At 51.9% G+C, this 19,449-nt stretch carries 24 protein-coding genes and 4 pseudogenes; 2 read left to right on the forward strand and 26 right to left on the reverse strand.

Annotation, left to right across the window (positions count from 1 at the left end; all coding sequences use genetic code 11):
* Positions 1-28 precede the first annotated feature (28 nt).
* From KWG61_RS10210 to truB, 12 genes and pseudogenes are all read right to left on the reverse strand, one after another.
* Positions 29-604: a TlyA family RNA methyltransferase gene (locus tag KWG61_RS10210; RefSeq protein ID WP_242743656.1), complete on the reverse strand. Its 576-nt coding sequence runs from the start codon at positions 602-604 to the stop codon at positions 29-31.
* Between the two features lie 95 nt (positions 605-699).
* Positions 700-1,601: pseudogene (locus KWG61_RS17535) on the reverse strand (hypothetical protein).
* Positions 1,505-2,452 carry a 1-deoxy-D-xylulose-5-phosphate synthase N-terminal domain-containing protein gene (locus tag KWG61_RS17540; protein ID WP_367614193.1) on the reverse strand — a complete coding sequence of 316 codons (948 nt, stop codon included), beginning with the start codon at positions 2,450-2,452 and terminating at the stop codon, positions 1,505-1,507. Before KWG61_RS17540 ends, KWG61_RS17535 begins: the two are co-directional and overlap by 97 nt.
* 17 nt (positions 2,453-2,469) lie before the next feature.
* Positions 2,470-3,399, reverse strand: a complete 930-nt coding sequence (locus tag KWG61_RS10220; protein WP_242743657.1) for a polyprenyl synthetase family protein — start codon at positions 3,397-3,399, stop codon at positions 2,470-2,472.
* Positions 3,389-3,592, reverse strand: a complete 204-nt coding sequence (gene xseB, locus KWG61_RS10225; protein ID WP_242743658.1) for an exodeoxyribonuclease VII small subunit — start codon at positions 3,590-3,592, stop codon at positions 3,389-3,391. The genes KWG61_RS10220 and xseB overlap by 11 nt, the downstream gene beginning before the upstream one ends.
* Positions 3,593-3,795: 203 nt before the next feature.
* A complete protein-coding gene (xseA, locus tag KWG61_RS10230) occupies positions 3,796-4,824 on the reverse strand; it encodes an exodeoxyribonuclease VII large subunit (RefSeq protein WP_367614365.1) in 1,029 nt (342 codons plus the stop codon).
* On the reverse strand, positions 4,803-5,222 hold the full coding sequence (locus KWG61_RS10235; protein ID WP_242743659.1) for an exodeoxyribonuclease VII large subunit: 420 nt from the start codon (positions 5,220-5,222) through the stop codon (positions 4,803-4,805). Before KWG61_RS10235 ends, xseA begins: the two co-directional genes overlap by 22 nt.
* Complete coding sequence (locus KWG61_RS10240) at positions 5,219-5,671, reverse strand: transcription antitermination factor NusB (protein ID WP_242743660.1); 453 nt, start codon at positions 5,669-5,671, stop codon at positions 5,219-5,221. Before KWG61_RS10240 ends, KWG61_RS10235 begins: the two co-directional genes overlap by 4 nt.
* Positions 5,632-6,165 carry a hypothetical protein gene (locus KWG61_RS10245; protein WP_242743661.1) on the reverse strand — a complete coding sequence of 178 codons (534 nt, stop codon included), beginning with the start codon at positions 6,163-6,165 and terminating at the stop codon, positions 5,632-5,634. The genes KWG61_RS10240 and KWG61_RS10245 overlap by 40 nt, the downstream gene beginning before the upstream one ends.
* Before the next feature lie 14 nt (positions 6,166-6,179).
* Positions 6,180-7,213 (reverse strand): annotated as a pseudogene (locus KWG61_RS10250) (bifunctional riboflavin kinase/FAD synthetase).
* The gene (locus tag KWG61_RS10255; protein ID WP_242743663.1) at positions 7,155-7,433 is read right to left on the reverse strand and encodes a hypothetical protein; all 279 of its coding nucleotides are present in this window, start codon (positions 7,431-7,433) and stop codon (positions 7,155-7,157) included. The pseudogene KWG61_RS10250 and the gene KWG61_RS10255 overlap by 59 nt, the downstream one beginning before the upstream one ends.
* Before the next feature lie 20 nt (positions 7,434-7,453).
* The gene (gene truB, locus KWG61_RS10260; RefSeq protein WP_242743664.1) at positions 7,454-8,107 is read right to left on the reverse strand and encodes a tRNA pseudouridine(55) synthase TruB; all 654 of its coding nucleotides are present in this window, start codon (positions 8,105-8,107) and stop codon (positions 7,454-7,456) included.
* A 212-nt stretch (positions 8,108-8,319) separates the two neighbouring features.
* On the opposite strand from truB, the gene KWG61_RS10265 reads away from it, so the two are divergent.
* The gene (locus tag KWG61_RS10265; RefSeq protein WP_242743665.1) at positions 8,320-9,216 is read left to right on the forward strand and encodes a tRNA 2-thiocytidine biosynthesis TtcA family protein; all 897 of its coding nucleotides are present in this window, start codon (positions 8,320-8,322) and stop codon (positions 9,214-9,216) included.
* 84 nt (positions 9,217-9,300) lie between these two features.
* Here the strand turns inward: KWG61_RS10265 and KWG61_RS10270 are convergent.
* Positions 9,301-10,022 (reverse strand): annotated as a pseudogene (locus tag KWG61_RS10270) (YebC/PmpR family DNA-binding transcriptional regulator).
* A gap of 404 nt (positions 10,023-10,426) precedes the next feature.
* Between KWG61_RS10270 and KWG61_RS10275 the strand changes: the two are divergent.
* Positions 10,427-10,735, forward strand: coding sequence for an ArsC/Spx/MgsR family protein (locus tag KWG61_RS10275; RefSeq protein ID WP_242745653.1), 309 nt, complete (start codon positions 10,427-10,429; stop codon positions 10,733-10,735).
* A 97-nt stretch (positions 10,736-10,832) separates the two neighbouring features.
* Here KWG61_RS10275 and KWG61_RS10280 read toward each other — a convergent pair whose 3' ends face one another.
* The 13 genes and pseudogenes from KWG61_RS10280 to KWG61_RS10325 all read right to left on the reverse strand — a co-directional run bounded on the left by KWG61_RS10280 (position 10,833) and on the right by KWG61_RS10325 (position 19,422).
* Complete coding sequence (locus KWG61_RS10280; protein WP_367614366.1) at positions 10,833-11,543, reverse strand: radical SAM protein; 711 nt, start codon at positions 11,541-11,543, stop codon at positions 10,833-10,835.
* Positions 11,544-11,649: 106 nt separating this feature from the next.
* A complete protein-coding gene (gene amrA, locus KWG61_RS10285) occupies positions 11,650-12,966 on the reverse strand; it encodes an AmmeMemoRadiSam system protein A (protein ID WP_367614367.1) in 1,317 nt (438 codons plus the stop codon).
* Positions 12,912-13,076 carry a hypothetical protein gene (locus KWG61_RS10290; protein ID WP_242743666.1) on the reverse strand — a complete coding sequence of 55 codons (165 nt, stop codon included), beginning with the start codon at positions 13,074-13,076 and terminating at the stop codon, positions 12,912-12,914. Before KWG61_RS10290 ends, amrA begins: the two co-directional genes overlap by 55 nt.
* Positions 13,077-13,246: 170 nt before the next feature.
* Complete coding sequence (locus tag KWG61_RS17545) at positions 13,247-13,816, reverse strand: PhoH family protein (protein ID WP_367614368.1); 570 nt, start codon at positions 13,814-13,816, stop codon at positions 13,247-13,249.
* The gene (locus KWG61_RS17550; protein WP_367614194.1) at positions 13,795-14,205 is read right to left on the reverse strand and encodes a hypothetical protein; all 411 of its coding nucleotides are present in this window, start codon (positions 14,203-14,205) and stop codon (positions 13,795-13,797) included. The genes KWG61_RS17545 and KWG61_RS17550 overlap by 22 nt, the downstream gene beginning before the upstream one ends.
* A gap of 221 nt (positions 14,206-14,426) precedes the next feature.
* A complete protein-coding gene (gene rpsU / locus KWG61_RS10300) occupies positions 14,427-14,606 on the reverse strand; it encodes a 30S ribosomal protein S21 (protein ID WP_230267396.1) in 180 nt (59 codons plus the stop codon).
* Positions 14,607-15,009: 403 nt separating this feature from the next.
* Positions 15,010-15,225: a hypothetical protein gene (locus tag KWG61_RS17555; RefSeq protein ID WP_367614195.1), complete on the reverse strand. Its 216-nt coding sequence runs from the start codon at positions 15,223-15,225 to the stop codon at positions 15,010-15,012.
* Positions 15,194-16,057 (reverse strand): Mur ligase family protein, encoded by an 864-nt coding sequence (locus KWG61_RS17560; RefSeq protein WP_367614196.1) that lies wholly within the window; start codon positions 16,055-16,057, stop codon positions 15,194-15,196. The genes KWG61_RS17555 and KWG61_RS17560 overlap by 32 nt, the downstream gene beginning before the upstream one ends.
* Positions 16,045-16,386, reverse strand: coding sequence for a Mur ligase domain-containing protein (locus KWG61_RS17565; RefSeq protein ID WP_367614197.1), 342 nt, complete (start codon positions 16,384-16,386; stop codon positions 16,045-16,047). Before KWG61_RS17565 ends, KWG61_RS17560 begins: the two co-directional genes overlap by 13 nt.
* A gap of 107 nt (positions 16,387-16,493) precedes the next feature.
* Positions 16,494-17,858 (reverse strand): tRNA (N(6)-L-threonylcarbamoyladenosine(37)-C(2))-methylthiotransferase MtaB, encoded by a 1,365-nt coding sequence (gene mtaB, locus KWG61_RS10310; protein WP_230267393.1) that lies wholly within the window; start codon positions 17,856-17,858, stop codon positions 16,494-16,496.
* 88 nt (positions 17,859-17,946) lie between these two features.
* A pseudogene (locus tag KWG61_RS17570) lies at positions 17,947-18,470 on the reverse strand (16S rRNA (uracil(1498)-N(3))-methyltransferase).
* Complete coding sequence (locus KWG61_RS10320; protein WP_242743667.1) at positions 18,467-18,688, reverse strand: hypothetical protein; 222 nt, start codon at positions 18,686-18,688, stop codon at positions 18,467-18,469. Before KWG61_RS10320 ends, KWG61_RS17570 begins: the two are co-directional and overlap by 4 nt.
* Positions 18,685-19,422, reverse strand: a complete 738-nt coding sequence (locus KWG61_RS10325) for a pseudouridine synthase (protein ID WP_230267390.1) — start codon at positions 19,420-19,422, stop codon at positions 18,685-18,687. Before KWG61_RS10325 ends, KWG61_RS10320 begins: the two co-directional genes overlap by 4 nt.
* Between the last annotated feature and the right edge of the window lie 27 nt (positions 19,423-19,449).

Here is a 19,449-nt window from a genome sequence, read left to right on the forward strand (position 1 = left end):
TACGGCCTGCGCTTCGTATTTCGGATTTTTAATGACGCCTTTTTGTTGAGTGCGTTTTGGTGCATTCAAACTGCGGTTTTACGAGCACGCACAGATGCTCGGGCATCATCTGCAAAAACAGCGGTTCGAGTATGGAAAGGGCGGAAATAAAGCTGACATCCATGCAAATAAAGTCGATTTTGTCCGAAAACCAGCTTTTTAAAATGCTGCGCGCGTTCATGCCTTCCATCTCCACCACCCGCGAATCCGCTTTGAGCGCGGGTGAAAGCTGCAGATGACCAACATCTAAAGCGTATACTTTGCGCGCACCATGTTCAAGTACGCATTGCGTAAAACCTCCGGTGGAGGCGCCGATATCGAGAACACACTGATCTTTCACGTCGATGTGAAAGGCGTCAAAGGCGGCCTGAAGCTTTCCGCCGGCACGGCTGACATAATCGTGCTCGACAGGACGGATTTCAATCTGATCCTGTTCTTCTTCCTTCAGTTCATACGCCGGCTTGGTAATGGTTTTTCCGGCGATCGAGACGCGGCCCTGCTTGATGGCATCGGCTGCACGGGTGCGCGTCTGCAGTTCTTTGGCCAGATACTGATCAAGACGCATGATCTTTCAGCCTTTCCATTAAATCGTCGAGCGAAATGTGCTGCTCCTTTTGAGCTGTTCCACGCTTCCCTGCTCAATAAAGCCATCCTTTAACGTCAGCACATCGATATCTCGCTTATAGTCAGAGGCTCTGGCCTGAATCTGCATCGCCAGTCCGCCTTCGTACGAATCCGTTTCATAGACGGTAATCGGCTTGCCGGATTCAAAGAGCTTTTGAGCAGATCGTCATCGAGCGGTTTTAAAAAGCGTGCGTTAACAACCATCAGGGACAGATTTTCCTGACGAGCCCGGTCGAGAATACGATCGACGTCCGGACCGTAGGCGATCACGATCTGATCGGCTGGCCGATCCGCAAACGTTGAATACACCGTCCACGTTCCAGCGGGAATGAGCGCGAGATGCTCCTTTGGCGTAAAGGGTACTTTTCCACGCGGATAGCGGATAAACCAGGGCATATTCTGATGGAAGCCCGAATAGAGGAGATCCTGCGCTTCGAGCGCATCCTTTGGCTGGCACAGAACGATATCAGGAACGGTCGACAAAAAGGCGATGTCGTAAATGCCCTGATGCGTATCTCCGTCCGCGCCGACCAGACCGGCGCGGTCTATGCCGACAACGACCGGCAGATGCATGCGTGCGGTATCGTGCAAAACCTGATCGTACGCTCTCTGCAAAAGGAACTGTAAATCGAAAGAAACGGGTGCAGACCGCCGGCAGCCATTGCCGCCGTCATCGTCATGGCGTGTTCTTCCGCAATGCCGGTATCGAAAAAGCGATCCGGATAGCGGCGGGCAATGGGCAGCAGTTCGCTTCCAGTCGCCATGGCCGGGGTAACGACGGCCAGCTTGGGATCGAGGGCCAGAAGACGCATGAGCGTGCGCGCGATCGCTTCCGACCAGCTTAAAACGCCGGGAACCGGTGCGGCCAGCGGCTTTCCGGTATACACATCAAACGGACCGACGCCATGCCACAGACCGATCGTATCGTTTTCGGCCATGGGATAGCCTTTTCCTTTTTCGTAATAACGTGCACCACGACCGGTTCATCTTTTTCTCTGGCCGTCTGAAACGCGGAAATGAGTGCGCCGATATCGTGGCCGTCCACCGGTCCGATGTAGTTGAGATTAAACTGCGAAAAGAGCGGCGCGTCGACAACGGCCTGCCGGACCATGTCCCGGCTGCGCTTGAGAAAATGCAAAATTTCCTGTCCGGCTTCAGAGCTGGAAAGCGACTGACTGAGATCCTTTTTCGTATCCCGGTACACTTTCGACGTCCTAAGACGAGTAATCGATTTTTCCAGTCCGCTGTCGTTAGGCGAAATGGACATCGTATTGTCGTTAAAGACGATAATCATCTTGCGGCGCTGGCGGCCCAGATCGTTGAGCGCTTCGAGCGCCATTCCCGATCCGATCGCGCCATCGCCGATTACGCTGACGACTTCGTAATCCTGATGAAGCAGATCGCGGGCTGCCGCAAAGCCGAGCCCCGCCGAAATGGACGTCGAGGAATGGCCGGCTTCCCACGGGTCTGCCGGACTTTCGCTGCGTTTCTGAAAGCCGGAAAGGCCGTGAAACTGGCGCAGCGTGGAAAACTGATCGGCACGGCCGGTCAGAATTTTATGCGCATACGACTGATGGCCGACATCAAAAATCAGCTTGTCTTTCGACGCATCAAAGACGTAGTGGAGGGCGATCGTCAGTTCGACGACGCCGAGGTTGCTGGAGAGATGGCCGCCGGTTTCCGAAACGGAATACAGCAGAAACAGCCGGATCTGACGCGCCAGAACTTCCATCTCCTTCAGGGAAAGTCTGCGCAGATCGTCACAGGTTTTCAGCTCGGTCAGATTCATCACAACACTCCTTTCCCTTATCGCCTGAAGGCGTATTCTAAGAGTTTTTGAATTCGTTTGTTTTTCAGGCCGAAGCCTGATTTCGGATCAGTGAGTACGATGGCGAATTTCATCAAAAGTTCGCGCAGAGTCTGATCCTGCAGACCGAGCGCATCCAGCGTACGATCGATTTTCGCGTAGCATTCTTCGATTTTGCGCGTCGCCTGATCGATTCCGTACTGCGTCAGGGCGGTCGCTTTGTCATTGCGCGTATCCGAAAGGGACTTGCCCATCTTCTCTTCGGTACTCGTCATTTCCAGCAGATCATCCTGTAACTGGAAAAGAATGCCGAGTTCCCTGCCGATTTCATCCCACGCGTCCAGATCTTCTTCATGATCCGCAATAAGAGCGGCTGAACTGAGCGGCAGCTGAAAGAGACAGCCGGTTTTGAGCGTTTCAATGCGCACGAGCTGCTCCAGGCTTTCGTCATCCGAAGCCGAACTCCACAAATCGAGATCCTGTCCGAGACACATGCCATTGGCGCCGGCTTTCTGCGCCATCAGGCGGCAGAGTGCAGCTGCATCTTTTGGATTTTCCGCCTTTGCGGCCATTTCAAAGGCCAGCGTCTGCAGGGCATCGCCTGCCAGAAGGCCGACATCCGTTCCAAACAGAATGTGTGTGCACGGTTTGCCGCGGCGCATCCTGTCGTCGTCCATTTCCGGCATGTCGTCATGAATGAGCGAGTATGTATGCATCATTTCAATGCCGCACGCCATATCCAGACCTTTTAAGGGATCCAGACCATACGCCTCAAGGGCCGCAAAGAGCAGCAGCGGACGAAGCCGCTTGCCGCCGCCAAGTAGGGCGTACCCCATGGCTTCCTGAATCCGGGACGGTTCTAAAGCGGCAATGCTTTCGTCCAGGCGCTTTTCCAGCACCTGTTTACACGTTTCCAGTTCAGGCTTCATGGACGTCTCCTCGATTGGCCTGAGCGCTCAGCTGATTCATTTCCATCTGGAACTGATCGAGCTGCTGCGAGCAGAACTGTGAAATCTGAAGGCCTTCCTTGTAAAGAACAAGCGCGGTTTCCAGATCGAGATTGGGATCGTTGAGCTGGTTAACAATTTCTTCCAGGCGCTTCATGGCTTTCTGAAAGCTCATGGGCTGACCCTGGGCATCGAGCGGTGCCGGGATCGCTGTCGTTTTTGAACCATGGCAGTATGGCTCCTTTCTGTATGGGAAACGAAACGATTCGATCCAGAGGACTGAACCGAATCTTCCGGTTACTGTGCAAAGACGTTTGGTTTAAACGCTATTTTCAGAAATTTTATGTCCTTTGCCGCCTGGGATGAACCCAGGCGTTTTTACTGATCCGTGTCCGGCGCTTCGCCTTCCGTTTTCAGATCCGGTGAAACCGACTGAACCACGGATACAGCCGAGCCCCTCGCAAAGCGGATATCAAGCGAATCGCCGGCTTTGAGCGAATCGGCCGAAGAGAGAACGTGTCCGTTCTGGCGGACGATGGAAAAGCCGCGTTCAAGCGTACGCTCTACGGAGAGCGCCTGCAAAAGCGCGTCCAGTTTATCAAGCGCACTGCGGCTGCGTTCATAGTGCCAGTCCATGGCTTTTTCCATTTTCTGCACGTTCTGGCCGATCTCATTTTGCATCAGAGTAATGCGATGAACGGGCGCTGCAAAATAGAGCGCGGACGTCGTGCTCGACAGCCGGTTTTTCTGCGTGCGCAAAAGATTTTCCATTTCGACCGGCAAAAAGGCTGAAGCTTTTTCCAGACGGCTTTGCGCGCTGGACAGAATGGCCGCAAAGGCACCGTTAAGCTTTTGAATCTGCACATTGAGGGGTGCTCTTCGCGTTTCCAGATAGCCCTGCACATTGGACAGGGGCGAAGAGCCGACCAGATACAGGAGATTTTGCCGGCTGACCTGAAGCAGGCGGCGTGTCCGCTCTTCCATCTGGCGCGTGAGCACATCCAGTCTGGCCCGTACTTCGTTCTGATCGGGCGTCACCCACTGCGCCGCGGCTGTTGGCGTCAGAGCACGATGGTCGGCGGCCAGATCGGCCAGCGACGTATCGATTTCATGGCCGATGCCCGTGACGGTGTACGTTTTCATGGCTGCGAGCGTACGGACGATCTGCTCGTCGTTAAAGCAGAAGAGATCTTCAAAGCTTCCTCCGCCGCGAATGAGCAGAACGGCATCCATGCCGGCCGCATCGGCTTCTTTGAGCGCCGCAACAATTTTGGGCGGGGCGTCATTTCCCTGCACCGGTGCGGGAAACAGGGTGGCCTGAAGCATCGGCCAGCGCAGACGGATGGTTTTCAGGGCATCCTGCAGGCCGGCGGTCGTCTTGCCCGTTACGATCGCGATTTTATTGATTTCCTCGGGTCTTGGCTTTTGCGGCCCTGATCAAAAAGACCTTCGGCAGCCAGTCGTTTCTTGCGCTCTTCAAGCTGCAGATAGAGCGCGCCGATGCCGCCGAGTTCTACATGGTCGACATTGAACTTCAGCTGACCGCGCTTTACGTAAAGATCGAGCGTTCCATGAACAAGGACAGCCATTCCGTCCTCGAGAGTAAATCCTACCCGGCTCGCATTCGAGCGCCAGAGAGTACAGGAAAGCTGTCCTTCTTCATCCTTAAGATCAAAGTAGCAGTGGCCGCTGACATAGCGAACGTTGGAAAGTTCGCCGGAAATCATGACGCTGTCCGTATGGACTTTCGACGTCAGAAACTGACTGACCAGCGTGACCAGCTGGGAAACTTTTATAGTTTTCATTTCAGCGAATCAAGAATCGCATTCACCATTTTGGCAGAACCGGGCTCGCTGTACTCCTTGCAAAGCGTGATCGCTTCGTTGATGACCGCAGGTTTCAGGGCGATTCCTTCCAGAATTTCCTGCGTGCTCATCAGAAGGATGGCCTGTTCAATAACCGGCATGCGGTTCCAGGTCCAGTCCCTGCGCAGCTTGGAGGAGAGCAGTTCGATGTATTCGTCCTTGTGTTCCATAGTGCCGATGGAAAGCTCATACAGGTAGCCGTCAATGGCGTTATGGCCATGAAGCAGATCAAAGAGCGCCTTGCGGATATCGGTTCCGACGAGCAGATTCTGATAGATCGCCTTCAGCGCGATAATGCGCATCTGGTGACGGTTAAACGGGATGCCGTATTTCAGCATGAGATCGGTGCTCAGCGGAATTTTCTGTACGAGCGCTTCCTGAATTTCCACAGGAATTTCGTCGAGTCGATCCTTGATGGCGTCATAAATAAACGGAGAGAGATTCGAAAGTCCTTTTCGAGTTCTTCCGGGCTCATCGGCTCAACATCGGCCAGGGTCTTTTTCTGTTTCATAGTGTCTTGTATTCCTTTCAAAAAAGGAAATCCGCCGATTTCCCTAAAGATAAATCCGACGACCTGAATCTCAATCGATTCTGGTTTGTAGTCGGTCATGTATTCAATGCTTTCGTAAATCTTGTTCTGCAGGGCCGCGCATAAATCCGTAACATTGGCATTTACGCCAAGCCGAACGGGAATGGAAATATACAGTTTTCCGTCTTCAATCCAGGAAAGCTTGTCGGCATGGAATACTTTGGAGCTTTCTGCGACTTCAACGTCTTTCGATTCATCAATCACATTGCGGGCGATTGCAGAAAAAACGGAACGGTTGTATACGATCGAGCCGTACTGGTCCGTTACTTTCATTGCACTAGTTTGATTTGACATAATTTCACCTGACTTCACGGTTCAAGTATACCATCGAGCCCATCCAAACTCCATAAATTAACTGTATGGTCCAGACGGGCATCCGGCAACGCTAGTGCCTTTAAAGATGCCTTCTCGTCCCGCCTGAGCTGTTCCTTTAAATCGTCTACGCTCGCAAAGCGGATTTCTGAACGCAGGCGCCTGGCGAACAGAAAGCGCACTTTTTGCCATAGAGGGAGCCGGAATAGTCAAACAGATGGGCTTCAATCGTCTTTTCCCGGTTGTTAAACGTCGGATTGGTGCCGACATTGATCATCGCCTTGTACGCGTGATTCTTTACGAGAACATACCCTGCGTACACGCCGGAAGCCGGGCAGAGCTCTTCTTTGGAAAAGGAGAGATTGGCGGTCGGAAAGCCAAGCTTGCGGCCGCGCTGAAAGCCCGATTCCACCGTGCCTTTCATCGTGTACAAATAGCCGAGCAGTTCGCCGGCTTCTTCCACATTGCCTTCGCGAATCAGCGCTTCGATCCGGCTGGAGGAAATTTTTTCTTCGTGATCGCTGATCTGTTCGATCACATCGACCGGAAGACCGCTGTCCTTTCTGAGCGTTTCAATATTGCCGCTTCCCTTTTTCCCGTACGTGTAGTCAAAGCCGCAGACGACTTCTGTAATGTTCAGATCCTTTAAAAACTGATGGAACTGTTCGTTGGAAAGGCCCGCGAATTCCCGGGTAAAGTTCACGATGTAAAAGCAGTCGATGCCCATCGACTCGAGAATCATCGCCTTGTCTTCGAGATCGCTTAGATGATGCAGATCCGCATTCGGCTTCAGCACCTGCCAGGGGTCCGGATCAAACGTCAGGACGGCACTCTGTATTCCGGCGGCTTTGGCTTTGGCTATCGCCGTCTCCATCAGCTGCCGGTGTCCTCGATGGACGCCGTCAAAATAGCCAAGGGCGCAGACGCTTTCTCTAAAGCCGGAATCTGATCGAATTCTATGCGTATGCTTTTCATTGCCAGAGCCCCCTTGTACAGGAAAACAGATCCCGGTCCCTGAATTTTCGCGTATAAATGGCGAGAACTTCGTTTCCGTCCATCATCAGAACCTGATCGTATTCGCTTTGAAAATGGATCGTTTTTCCGTTTCGAATATCGTCCGGTGTTTCGTAATCGACTTTGGGCAGATCCAGGAGCCGGTCCATCGGATAAAGCGTATGTTCTGGTGCTTCTAAGTCTTCGGCTTCTTCAATCGTAAAGCCGTTGGCTTTTGTTCGCTGCAGGGCGCTCATTGCGGCGAGGTTTCCGCTCTTTACGCCAAAATCCCGGCAGATGGAGCGAACGTACGTACCGGAAGAGCATGAAACCCAGAACGAGAAATCCGCTTTCTGAACGGATTCTCTTTCCTCCAGTTCGATCTGTTCATTTTGTTCCTTCTCAGCCGCTTCCCCTCGGTTGCTTCTGTCTTTTCTTCAGAAGCAAGCGTCACGAAATCGTCCATCCATTGGGGCGCATCCAGGGCACGGATATCGTAAATGGTAATATCCGAATACACTTTGGGGACTTCCTTACCTTCTCGCAGGTATTCATACAGCTTCTTTCCGTCCACCTTTTTAGCTGCTGCTTTGGGAACGAGCTGATGCTGCTCGCCTTTAAAGGAATCCAGAAGACTCTGCACATCAAAATCCAGAGTGACCGGGCGAATCGCTTCGAGCTTTCCGGTGATGTCATCGGTGTCATAAGAAGCGCCAAGTTCGCAGCGCGCGATATACTCTTTATCGGTATCTTTTAAAAACGGCAGAAGCTTGCAGGCTCTGCCGGCGAGAACGACCAGAACGCCGGAAGCCATGGGATCCAGAGTGCCGGCGTGGCCGAATTTTTTCTGTTTATATTGTTTACGAAGCCTGGCAATGACATCAAAACTCGTCATCCCCGCCGGCTTGTTGATTACAAGAATTCCATCCATACCGCTATTTTAAGCAATTCCGAACAAACATCAAAACAGACAGACCTGTCCCCTTTCCGCACCCTCCCTTCAGCCATTGCATTTGCGAAAAATTGCTGGTGACGTTTTCCATGCAGGAAAGCATTCAAGGGGCACATGCGACCTTGCCGTATGCCGCTCGGGCAGCCTGCCGTCTGTCTTTTCCCCGAAAGGTTAAACACAAACCCATATTTATGAAACTGCAGACTCTACTTCGAAAAATCCGCCTGGCCGATCAGGACTTTCGCCTGATTGAACCTGGCGATATGCTCGCCCTAGCTCTTTCTGGCGGCAAGGATTCCATGCTGCTGTGGCTGGCGCTGAGCATGTATCAGAAATTCAAGGGAAAGGATTTTTCCCTTTGCGCGATTCATATCGACGTCGGCTTTTCCAGCAAGGAAACCGAGCTCATGAAAGAATTCGCCGAGAAATACAATCTTGAACTTCACATTGTCGACACCCGCATTTTCGATATTTTAAATCTTCCCGAAAATCTGCAGGGCGATCGGATTTCCTGTTCGCTCTGTTCCACGCTCAAAAAAGGAACACTCATCGAAGAAGCCAAAAAGCTTGGCTGCAATAAAGTCGTCTTCGGTCATCATGCCGACGATGCGACGGAAACCATCCTGCTCAATCTCATTCACGGCGGACGCTTCGCCTGCTTCTCGCCCAGCCAGTACATGTCCAGAACGGACGTTACGCTCATTCGTCCGCTCGTCTACGCCACGGAAGAAGAAATCATCAAAGCGTGCCGGGACAATGAGATTCCTGCCGTGAAACCCGTCTGTCCAAACGACGGCCATTCACAGCGTCAGGAAATGAAGGAGCTTTTAAACGAGCTGTATGCACACTATCCGATGGCTAAAGAAAACTTTCAGCTTGCGCTGACCAACCGCAAGGAAGACCGGCTCTGGCAAAAGTCGAAGACCAGAAGTAAAGCCGTACACTCCTGCCCTCAGGATCAGAGCTCAGTTCCATGCCGCAGGCAGAATATGCAGCAACACGCCGCAGAAGCGGAAATTTTCCCGTCTGCGTCGTGTTCCTTTGCTTCCGCTTCAACAATAAGCGGACATACCATTCGAGCAATATAAAAACGGCTTTTTCAAGCCGAATTTCCGGACGCAGGCCGTGAGAATCCGATGGAAAAGCCGTTTAAACTCTGTTTTCCTTGAAAACTAGATATTGGATACGTTGTGGTAAACGTTCTGTACGTCATCGACTTCGTCAAGCAGAGTCAGCAGACGGCGGAACAGTTCGAGATCTTCGCCCTCGAGCTCAACGGTTTCGTTTGGAACCATGCGGCGTTCGAGAACTTCGTATTTTACATCCGGAATCAGCTTATCGATGGCTTCCTTGGCTTCATCGAGCTGAGTCGGATCGACCGTAACGGTCATGTAGCCGTCTTCCACTTCCACATCGCGCAGATCGATATCGCCTTCGAGCATGGCTTCCATCATGGCATCTTCGTCTTCAAACGGAACAACAATGACGCCGAGATCTTCGTAGCCGAAGGATACGGATCCGTTTACGCCCATTTTGGAATGGGACTTGTTGAAACAGGCACGCAGGTTTGCGATAGTGCGGTTGGCGTTGTCAGTCAGGCAGTCGACGATGATGGTGGAGCCGGCGCCGGCGCCGAATCCTTCGTAACGAGCTGCCGAGAAGCTTTCATCCGCAGAGGATTTTGCTTTATCAATGGCACGTTTGATGACATCGGAGGGGACGGAGTTAGCCTTGGCGCGGGCGATTGCCTTTTGAGCGCCTGGTTCATATCGGGATCAGGGACACCGCTCTTTGCGGCCACTAAGATTTCTTTCGAGTATCTGGAGTATACCTTTGCTTTGGCGGCGGCAGTTTTGGCCATGGCTGCTGCACGCACTTCAAAATGTCTTCCCATAATTCATCCTTTCAAAAATTACTTTGTTAATATATCACTTTTTCGGACAGGTACAATCTGACCCGCCTCTTTGATCGTAGAAGATTCGAAAAAGACGCTTATATAAAGAAGGAAACGATTCCCTTACGATCGTTTTCTGAGGGTGAATAAAACACTCTATCACACAATTTTCCGTAATTTAAAAATGCGGAGCGCTTTCATCTTTAAAATTGCGGTTTTTCAAAGTGAAATTTGAATCGGTCTTGTATCTTGCCTACCCTTTGGATAGGATTAATTCGCTGTTAAGAACTCTAAGAAAGGAGCTGAATTCAGCCGTATGAATAATACCGTATTGTTCTATACTTCCCCGGCTGTTCAAACTGCCGAAAAGCCAAAAATGGCTCGATGAAAATCATATTCATTATATTGAAAAAAACGTCTTCTCGTCTGATCTGACCGAGCAGGAGATTAAATATCTGATGGCCCGCTGCGAAAACGGAACAGAGGACATCATTTCTACCCGTTCCAAGACTTATGCTTTGCTTAACGGAAGAATTGACGATATGACGATCTCTGAACTGACCAGTTTCATCCACGAAAATCCGTCCATTCTCAAGCGTCCGATTCTTCTTTCCGAACGCAGCATGGCGGTTGGATACGACCACGACGAAATCACAGCCCTGATTCCCCGCCGCGGCAGAGGTCGCGACCTGGCCAATCCTTACGTTTACTAGATCATTTGTCACCCATTTTATAAACCGGATTCTTCTTACGGGAACCCGGTTTTTCGTGTCTTTTGAGATGATTTCTTTATCTGAATTTAATACTTAATTAACGTGTCAGACGTTGCCGAGAACGACCGTTTTCAGATATTTCTTCGCAGTATTCTGCAGTTTTTTCAAGGTTTCGATCGGCGTAGGGTCTTCTTTTTCGTGATAGCGGGGAAATACCGACTGAGATGCAAAACGATATCCGGCGAAATCGAAGCGATCCATTTGGCCATGCGTTCCATATCCTCAACGGAATCGTTTTTCCAGGAACAATGAGCGTCGTCAGTTCGACATGGGCCGCCTTAGCGGCTTTTTCAATAAAGCATTTGGTCATGTCCAGATTTCCGCCGACGTAGCGGTAATAGTCGTCGGTAAATCCCTTGAGATCGATGTTATAGGCGTCGATATACGGAAGCAGTTCATCGAGCACTTTTTCGGACGCATTTCCCGAAGTGACCAGGACGGTCTTAAGACCGTTCTCTTTGGCAAGCCGGGCGCTGTCCCGTACGAACTCGTAACCGATCAGCGGTTCGTTGTACGTAAAGGCGATGCCGATATTGCCGTACGGCACAAGAGAAAGGGCCTTGTCGACGAGCTGCTGCGGAGTTACCGTTTCACACTGCCCTTCCAGATCCTGCTGGCTGATTTCATGATTCTGGCAAAACGGACAGCGAAGGGAGCAGCCGTAGCTGCCGACCGAGAGAATCAGACTGCCGGGGTAAAAATCGACAAGCGGCTTCTTTTCAATCGGATCGAGCGCCGCGGAAGAAATGCGGCCGTAATTGCGGGAACAATTTTACCGTTTCGATTTTCCCGCCCCTTGCAAAACCCGATCTGGCCGTCTTTCAGATCGCATTTCCGGAAGCAGACGTCGCATTTCATACGTGACGTACGACCTCAAAACGTTCCAGTTCGACATCGTCTGCATGCGCCGGAATGCCGGCTTTCTGCATGGCGATGGAAATCTGCTCGTCCACGCTGTTTACGCCTTCCAGATCCGGAAGCAGAACGCCCCGTTTATTACCCTGACGGACGATGACGCCGTACTTTTTCGGATCCAGCTGGTCTTTCGTACACGGTTCCGGTTTGGTCAGAACATCGACGTTAATGTCCAGGTAATCGAGTTCGTCAGGACGAACGGCTGGAAAACGCGGATCCGCGGAGCAGGCGGAAGCCGCATTGGCCGCGATTTCCGCGGCAATATTTTCATGAACCGGAGCAATCGTTCCGATGCAGCCGCGCAGGTTTCCAAATTCATGGATAGAAACAAAGACACCGGCACGGTCCTTTAACATTTCTTCGGGCAGACCGCTGTGGGCGGAAAGACTGACCGTCTTGCCGTCGCGAACAAACGATTCGATGTTCTTGCGCGCAAACCGAACGTAGACATCTTCTTTCATCCGCTTGGCGTGCCGTCTGGCTTTTAAGTCGTTTTCAATCGTTTCTTCCAGCTTGCGGCTTTCCTCTTCCTTAAGATGGGTATACGTGCAGATGCCATAGCCCACGCCAAATTCCGCGCTGTGCGCGAGGGCTTTCGACTCTGGCATCAGACCGTCTAATGCGCCGGCCATAACGCAGAACGGTTTCTGACCGCAGGACATGGCATCTTCGGCTTCGTTTTCCGGCATTTCTACGAGTGTCTTAAAATCGCCTTTGCCCATGACGTCCATGATTTTGGCATCATACACCGGACCGCAGGCTTTAAAGCCGTAGCTGGAGCCTTCCTTCTGGCAATGTGAAAGATCGCCGGAAGCGACAACCGCCACTTTCCGGTTCAGGTTTTTCGCCGCCTGGGCCAGAATTTTGCCGGCTTTGTAATGATCGAGCTGACTGAGTCCGCCAATGCTCATCCGAACGATCCGGGTATGGTGGCCGATCTGCGGATTGAGAAAGTACAGCGGAACTACGGTTCCGTGATCCAGGTTTCCGCCCTGCTGTCCAAGCGTCCCCATCGGGAAATTCTGTTCTTCGGCCAGCCGGCTCATTTCCTGTACGAGTTCAACGTCATTATCGATAATGTAGTGATCTTCGTGATCGCCAAACTGACTCAGATCGCCTCCGGAAATTTTCGGCGAAGTCAGCTGAATGTAGTCAAAATAGCTTGGAGCGTGCGGCGAGATGATGACGACCGTGTCCGGGTTCATCGCGCCGATTTCTGCAGCCGCCTGCTCATAGGCGTCTGTAATGTCCTGGATGCGGCGCTCTTCCCCTGCCCTACGTTGGGCACGATAATGGGCGGATGACAGACCATAACCGCTCCGAGAATCGGATTTTCATTTTGAACCGTTTCAGTATTGGATTCCATTTCAAATCCCTCCTGTTTCTGAACAATGTCCTGTACAAATCGGATGAGATAAGAATTCACAAAGGACATTTCTTAGTGCTTTCATTGTATCCGTATTGACCTTGCACCGTTTTTGGTTTGACCTAGAGGCCGCAGGCCAGAATCAGATATCCAAAGAAAAAGCGTCCGGCTTAGCGGGCGCTGTTTTCATAGCGTTCAATGATTTTCTGTACCAGAGGATTTCGTACGACATCGCTCTGATCCAGGTACAGGATTTTAATGCCGTCAATGCCCTGTAAAATTTTGCAGGCGTCGATCAGACCGGAATCTTCCTTGCGGATCAGGTCGATCTGCGAGACGTCGCCGTTAATGATCATGCGGCAGTTTTTGCCCATTCGGGTCAGGAACATCTTCATCTGCGCTTTTGTGGTATTCTGCGCTTCATCGAGAATGACGATGGCGTCGTTGAGCGTACGGCCGCGCATGAAGGCAAGCGGCGCGATTTCAATGATTTCCTTTTCCTGCAGCTTTTCGACTGTATCCGCGCCCAGCATTTCGTTGAGCGCGTCATAGAGCGGACGCAGATACGGATCGACCTTTTCTTTCATGTCGCCAGGCAGAAAGCCCAGGGATTCGCCGGCTTCGACCGCCGGACGGGTCAGAATGATCTTGGAAATCTTTTCCTTTTTGAACTGATCGACCGCGAACGCGACCGACAGATACGTTTTTCCGGTACCTGCTACGCCCGAGGCGAAAATGATCTTTCATTGCGGAATGCTTCCGCCAGTTCCTTCTGGTGAGGCGTGCGCGGATAAATAAGCTTTCCGGCGCGCGTACGGGCAATCGGTGCTTCTTCTGCGCCGTCGACAATCAGCGCGGTCTGTCCCTTGGAGGAAAGGAAGCAGAGGCGTTCCACCTCATCAAGATCGATGTGCCCGTTTCGATCGAGCGACTGTACCATGGCATCGAGAACCTGTTCGGTTTTCTCAATCGCCGCATCCAAAGAACCGACAATTTTCAGCGTCTGGTTTTTCAGAAAAATCTGAACCGGAAAGGCCTTTTCAATGACTTTGAAATTGGCATCCTGAAATCCGGGCAGAGCGACCAGAATGTCATAGGGCAGTTCGGAACAATCGAGAAGTTTTTCCATAAAAATCTCCTTTTCAGACCGCAGCCTGTTATGGACTCAAGCCGATTTTAATCCGATCGGCCAGAGGTTGGTTCCTTCTTGCATTAAAAAGCCGAAAATCGAATTCGCGCGGGGTCAAACCTGCTGGATCCGTCCGCTCCTTTTGGGCGTTTTCGCTTTATTCAAGCAAACCGGAATGAAATATTCGTAAAAAAATCTGCTTCTAAGCAGATTGTTTGGCATTACTTGCCGCGGCGAACCTTGCGTGCAGCTTCGGATTTCAGTTTCTTCTTAACGCCCGGTTTAACATAGAATTCTCTTTTACGGGCCTCAGCAAGGGTACCGTTGCGGGAGACCTGACGTTTGAAACGACGAAGTGCGTCATCCAGCTGTTCGTTTTCTTTAACAACTACTTTTGGCATACTACAACCCCCTTCCTGAATCACATTCACTATTATAGGTGACTACGAAAAGATTTCAACTGATAACGTTCAAAAATGTGAAAATTTCCGCTGCGGCCGAGGCGCCGCCTCTCCAGGTTTTCTCATGGAGTTTTGCCTAGTCGCCGCGTGTATTCCGGATCCAGGCGGACTGCCAAAATCCGGATCGTCTATGCGGATTCTAACGCTATCCGATATCGAAACATAAAAATCAGCGCGTTCCCGCCTGCCTGGGTCCGCGCTGTTTAAACATAGTAGAAAGGATTTCACGATTTCGCCAGAAGAATGACCGAATGGCAGGATTGGCAAAAACAAAGAGGATCACGATTTTTCGTCATCCTCTGTATGGTGGATTGAATTCTCGGTTTTGATGCGGAAAAGAGTGCTAGTCTTCGTCGACGGTTTCACCCTGAAGACGCTTGAGGCACTCTCTGGCGGCGTTATTGTCGCCCACCCATGGGCCGCGTCCGTTTTCATAGTACATGAAGGGTTCATCCCCTTTTCCAAGAATGAGAACCGTATCGCCTTCATTGGCGGCTTCGATCGCCTGCCGAATGGCTTCATAGCGGTCAGAAACAAAAACGTTCGGTACGTTTTTCATGCCTTCGCGAATCTGGTCCGCAATTTTTTGGATCTTCATCGCGCGGGTCGTCTTCGGTCAGATAGACCATGCTGCAGAACTGATCGGCCAGTTCGCCGAACACTTTGCGTTTGGGCTTGTCGCGCTTGCCCGCCGATCCGAAGACGGCGATCAGCGATCCGCCCGGCTTGGTAATGGAACGGCCAAACTGGAACATCTTTTCCAGACCGTCCGGCGTATGCGCGAAGTCGACGATCACATTGAAGTTCTGACCTTCCTTGATTTGCTCCATGCGTCCGGCGATCTGCGGAATGTTCGCGGTTTTCGTCAGAATTTCTTCGAGGGACTGCGGATCGCTGCTTTCGTGCACCGCCGCAATGGCTGCCAGAAGGTTGGCTACGTTGAAATCGCCGACGAGGTTGGAAACGACCGGATACGTTTTGGAGCCGTACACGAGATCAAAGGACGTCGATGTGCTCGTGAGCACGACGTTGATCGCGCGGTAGTCGGCCGGTGAATTGATGCCGTACGTTTTTACGCGAGCCGCACTGAGCGCAGCCAGATCCGCGCATTTCGGATCGTCCGCGTTGAGAATGGAGACGCCTTCGCTTTTTACACGCCTGGAAAACAGCAGGGATTTGGCTTCAAAATAGCGTTCCATCGTTCCGTGGAAGTCGAGATGATCGTAGGTGAAGTTGGTAAAGACTGCCACATCGAAATCGATGCCTTTCACGCGCTTCTGCGCCAGGCCGTGCGAAGAAACTTCCATGGCGCAGGCTTTCATGCCCGCGTCGACCATATCGCGAAGCAGACGCTGCAGCGTGATCGCGTCCGGCGTCGTCAGTTCCGGCACGAGCGTCTTGTCGCCATAGGAAATCGCAATGGTTCCGATATAGCCGCAGGGGTCTGCGGCTGGCTGAGGTGGCGAATAATGTTGGTGACGGTACTCTTTCCGTTCGTTCCCGTCACGCCGTACATGCGCAGATCGTCGCTTGGACGGTTGTAGAAAATCCGCGCCGCCTGATTCATCGCGTCGAGCGTATCGTCTACACGGATATAGACTACGCCGGCAGCCGACGGTACAACCGGCTTGGAATGCACAATCGCGATGGCGCCTTTTTCAATCGCCTGATCGATATAGTCGTGACCGTCGCTCGACAGACCGGGCAGGCAGAAGTACATATCGCCTTTTTAATCGTTCGCGTATCGAAGGACAGCCCTTCGATGTTGATGGTCGGGGTATCCTTGAACATTTTTGAAAGTCTCATAAATCCCTTTCTACTCTTCTTCTACTCTTCTTTTAAAACGGCGAGGTAATGGCCGTCCTGGATTTCCGTCATTTTAACATTTACGCGGCCATTCAGCGGCGTTTCGCTGAGAATCTGGATCGGATGGTACTGGGATGTATACCCAAGATACCGGTTTGGATCGTTCGCGTCCGCACGTTCGACTAAAACCTGTGCCTCGTCAAAGCGGTCCATATCCTTTTCGCGCAGCCTTGCGGACAGCTCGAGCAGCTGATCGGTGCGGGCTTTGGCGATATCGCCGCGAATAAAGCCGGTCATCGCATCCGCCGCGGTTCCCTTGCGTCTCGAATACGGGAACACATGCAGAAAGGAAAAGCGGCAGTCTTCGAGCGTTTTTACGGTTGTCGCAAATTCGTCATCGCTTTCCTGCACAAATCCACAGATCACATCGGTGGAAATCGAAATGTGCGGAATGCGCGCGCGGATTTCTTCGAGACGCTTTTCAAAATCTTCGACCGTATACGGACGTTTCATACGTGCGAGGGTCCGGTTATCGCCGGCCTGAATTGGAATATGAAGGTGCGGCAGAATGCGCGGATTTTCAGCCATCAGATCGAGAAGCGCGTCGCTGACTTCGGTAATTTCAATGCTGGAAATGCGATAGCAAACGTCTTCCGGTGTATTTTCCAGAAGCCGCTTTAAAAGCTGGCTGAGATCCGTCTGGCGGAAGCGATAGCGGCCGGTATGAATACCGGTCAGTACGATTTCCTTATGGCCACTTTTTGCCAGGGAAACGGCGCTCTTAACGACTTCCTCGGGAATCTGGCTGCGTTCCGGTCCGCGCGCTAATGGAATCTGACAATAGGCGCAGTACTGGTTGCAGCCGTCCTGAATTTTGAGGAAGGCGCGGTGCTGGCCTTCAAAATGACCGATCGGCATCGATTCAAAGCGCGTCAGATCGCGTGAGGATTCCACAAGATCCTCCACGCCATCCCTGGAGGAGAAGGCCGTCTCTGCATCTGGTCCTGCAGAATAATTTTCATTCGCCTGTTCTTCCTTTTGGCGCATGGTTTCCAGAAGAATCTGGGCCAGCTGATCTTTATGGGCAGCGCCGATCAGAACGTCAACGCCGAGTTCTTCGCGCTCTTCTTTTGAGCTGACCTGTACGTAGCAGCCGACCGCCGCGGTAACCGCCTGCGGATTTTCCCGCTTTACCCGGTGAATTTTGCGCCGGGATTTGGCGGCAGCTGTATTGGTTACCGTGCACGTATTGATGACGAGCACATCCGCCGTTTCGCCGGGCTGTACTTTGCGAAAGCCGGCCTTTTCGAGCTGTTCGGCATAATAGGCGGATTCATATTCATTGACCTTGCATCCAAGGGTTTCAATTTCAAACGTTTTATTCATGAAAAGGGGTTTCTCCTTTCAGCGGCCGCAAGAAAACAAGCGCCGGAAGGCGCCTGTCTGATTCTGAATTAGCCGATGGAAAATCGTCTTAAAGGGCAGACGAACCGTCTTTGGCGGCATTGGCCTGCAGCTGATACTGCGCAGCCGAAAGCACGAAGCACGCGGCGGTTTCCGCGCGTAAAATACCGGTACCTAACGAACAGAGCGCAAAGCCTTTTTCTTCAAGGCGTTCCGCTTCGCCTGGCGCAAACCCGCCTTCCGGCCCGATCACAAAGCAGGCCGAAGAAAACGGATTTTTCAGGACATCGTACAGCACATGATGTTCGTCTTCTTTTCATAGGCGCAGACATTGACCTCGCCTTTATAGGCTTCGAGCTGATTGATCGAGCAGACGGGTTCAAGATGCACAAGGCTCGTCCGGTTGGACTGGCGGCAGGCCTGTTCAAGAATGGCATTCCATCTGGCCTGCTTCTTGGCTTCCTTTTTCGGATCGATCTGAACAATCGAGCGGGCGCACGTAAACGGTACGATGCGGCTTACGCCAAGTTCCGCTGCTTTCTGCAGCATCCATTCAAACTTGTCGGCCTTAATCAGCGCCGCGCAAAGCGTCAGTTCGGCTGCCTGGCTTTGGCCCGCGCTTTCGAGCTTTTTTCAATGCGCAAATACGGCTTCTGCTCGGTATGGGCCAGATACACTTCCTGTCCGCTAATGAGGCGGACGTCTTCTTTGGACTCGGTGCGCAGCACATCAAAGAGATGATGGGCCGTCGCTTCATCGAGTTCGACCAGGTCTCCCGCATTTAAAGGGAGCGGATAAAAAATCTGTTTCATTTTGAACTGTTTCCGCCCTGCTCGCTCATGGCTTCGAGCTTGCGCACATCGTAGCGTTTCAGACGACGGCATTCGCCTGGACGCATGTCATCAACACGGACAAAGCCGAACGCCGAACGGTTCAGACGGCGCACTTCATGACCGAGCGCTTCCATCATCTTTTTGACCTGGTGGTTTTTGCCTTCATAAATCGTCAGATCCACGAGCATGCGATCGCGGGTGACGTCCTTGTTTTTAATGAAGACTTTGGCCGGCGCAAACGTTTCGCCATTGTAGCTGAACCCTTTACGCAGTTTGCGGACATCGTCCTCGCTGAGCATGCCCTGCAAGTTGATTTCGTATGTTTTGGGCAGATGGTAGCGCGGGTGCATCATCTTGTTGGCAAAATCGCCGTCGTTAGTCAGCAGCAGTACGCCGCTTGTATCGTAGTCCAGACGGCCGATCGGAAAGACGCGCACATCGGAGGGAACATAGTCCATCACCGTCGGGCGGTCCTTTTCGTCTTTCATGGACGTGATGCAGCCTTTCGGCTTATTGAGGACATAGTAAACTTTTTCGTCTTTGGAAATGGCCTTGCCATTGACCGTAATCCGGTCCGAACTGCTGGCTTTCGTGCCTAAAGTCGTGACGACTTTTCCATTGACTTTTACTTTTCCCGCCAGAATCAGCTCTTCCGCTTTACGGCGCGAGCAGATGCCGGACTGGGCAATGAGTTTCTGAAGACGTTCTTCCATATGATTATCTTGCCTTCCTGTTTTTAT

The organism is Allobaculum sp. Allo2 (assembly GCF_022701175.1).
Taxonomy (GTDB): domain Bacteria; phylum Bacillota_I; class Bacilli_A; order Erysipelotrichales; family Erysipelotrichaceae; genus Allobaculum; species Allobaculum fili.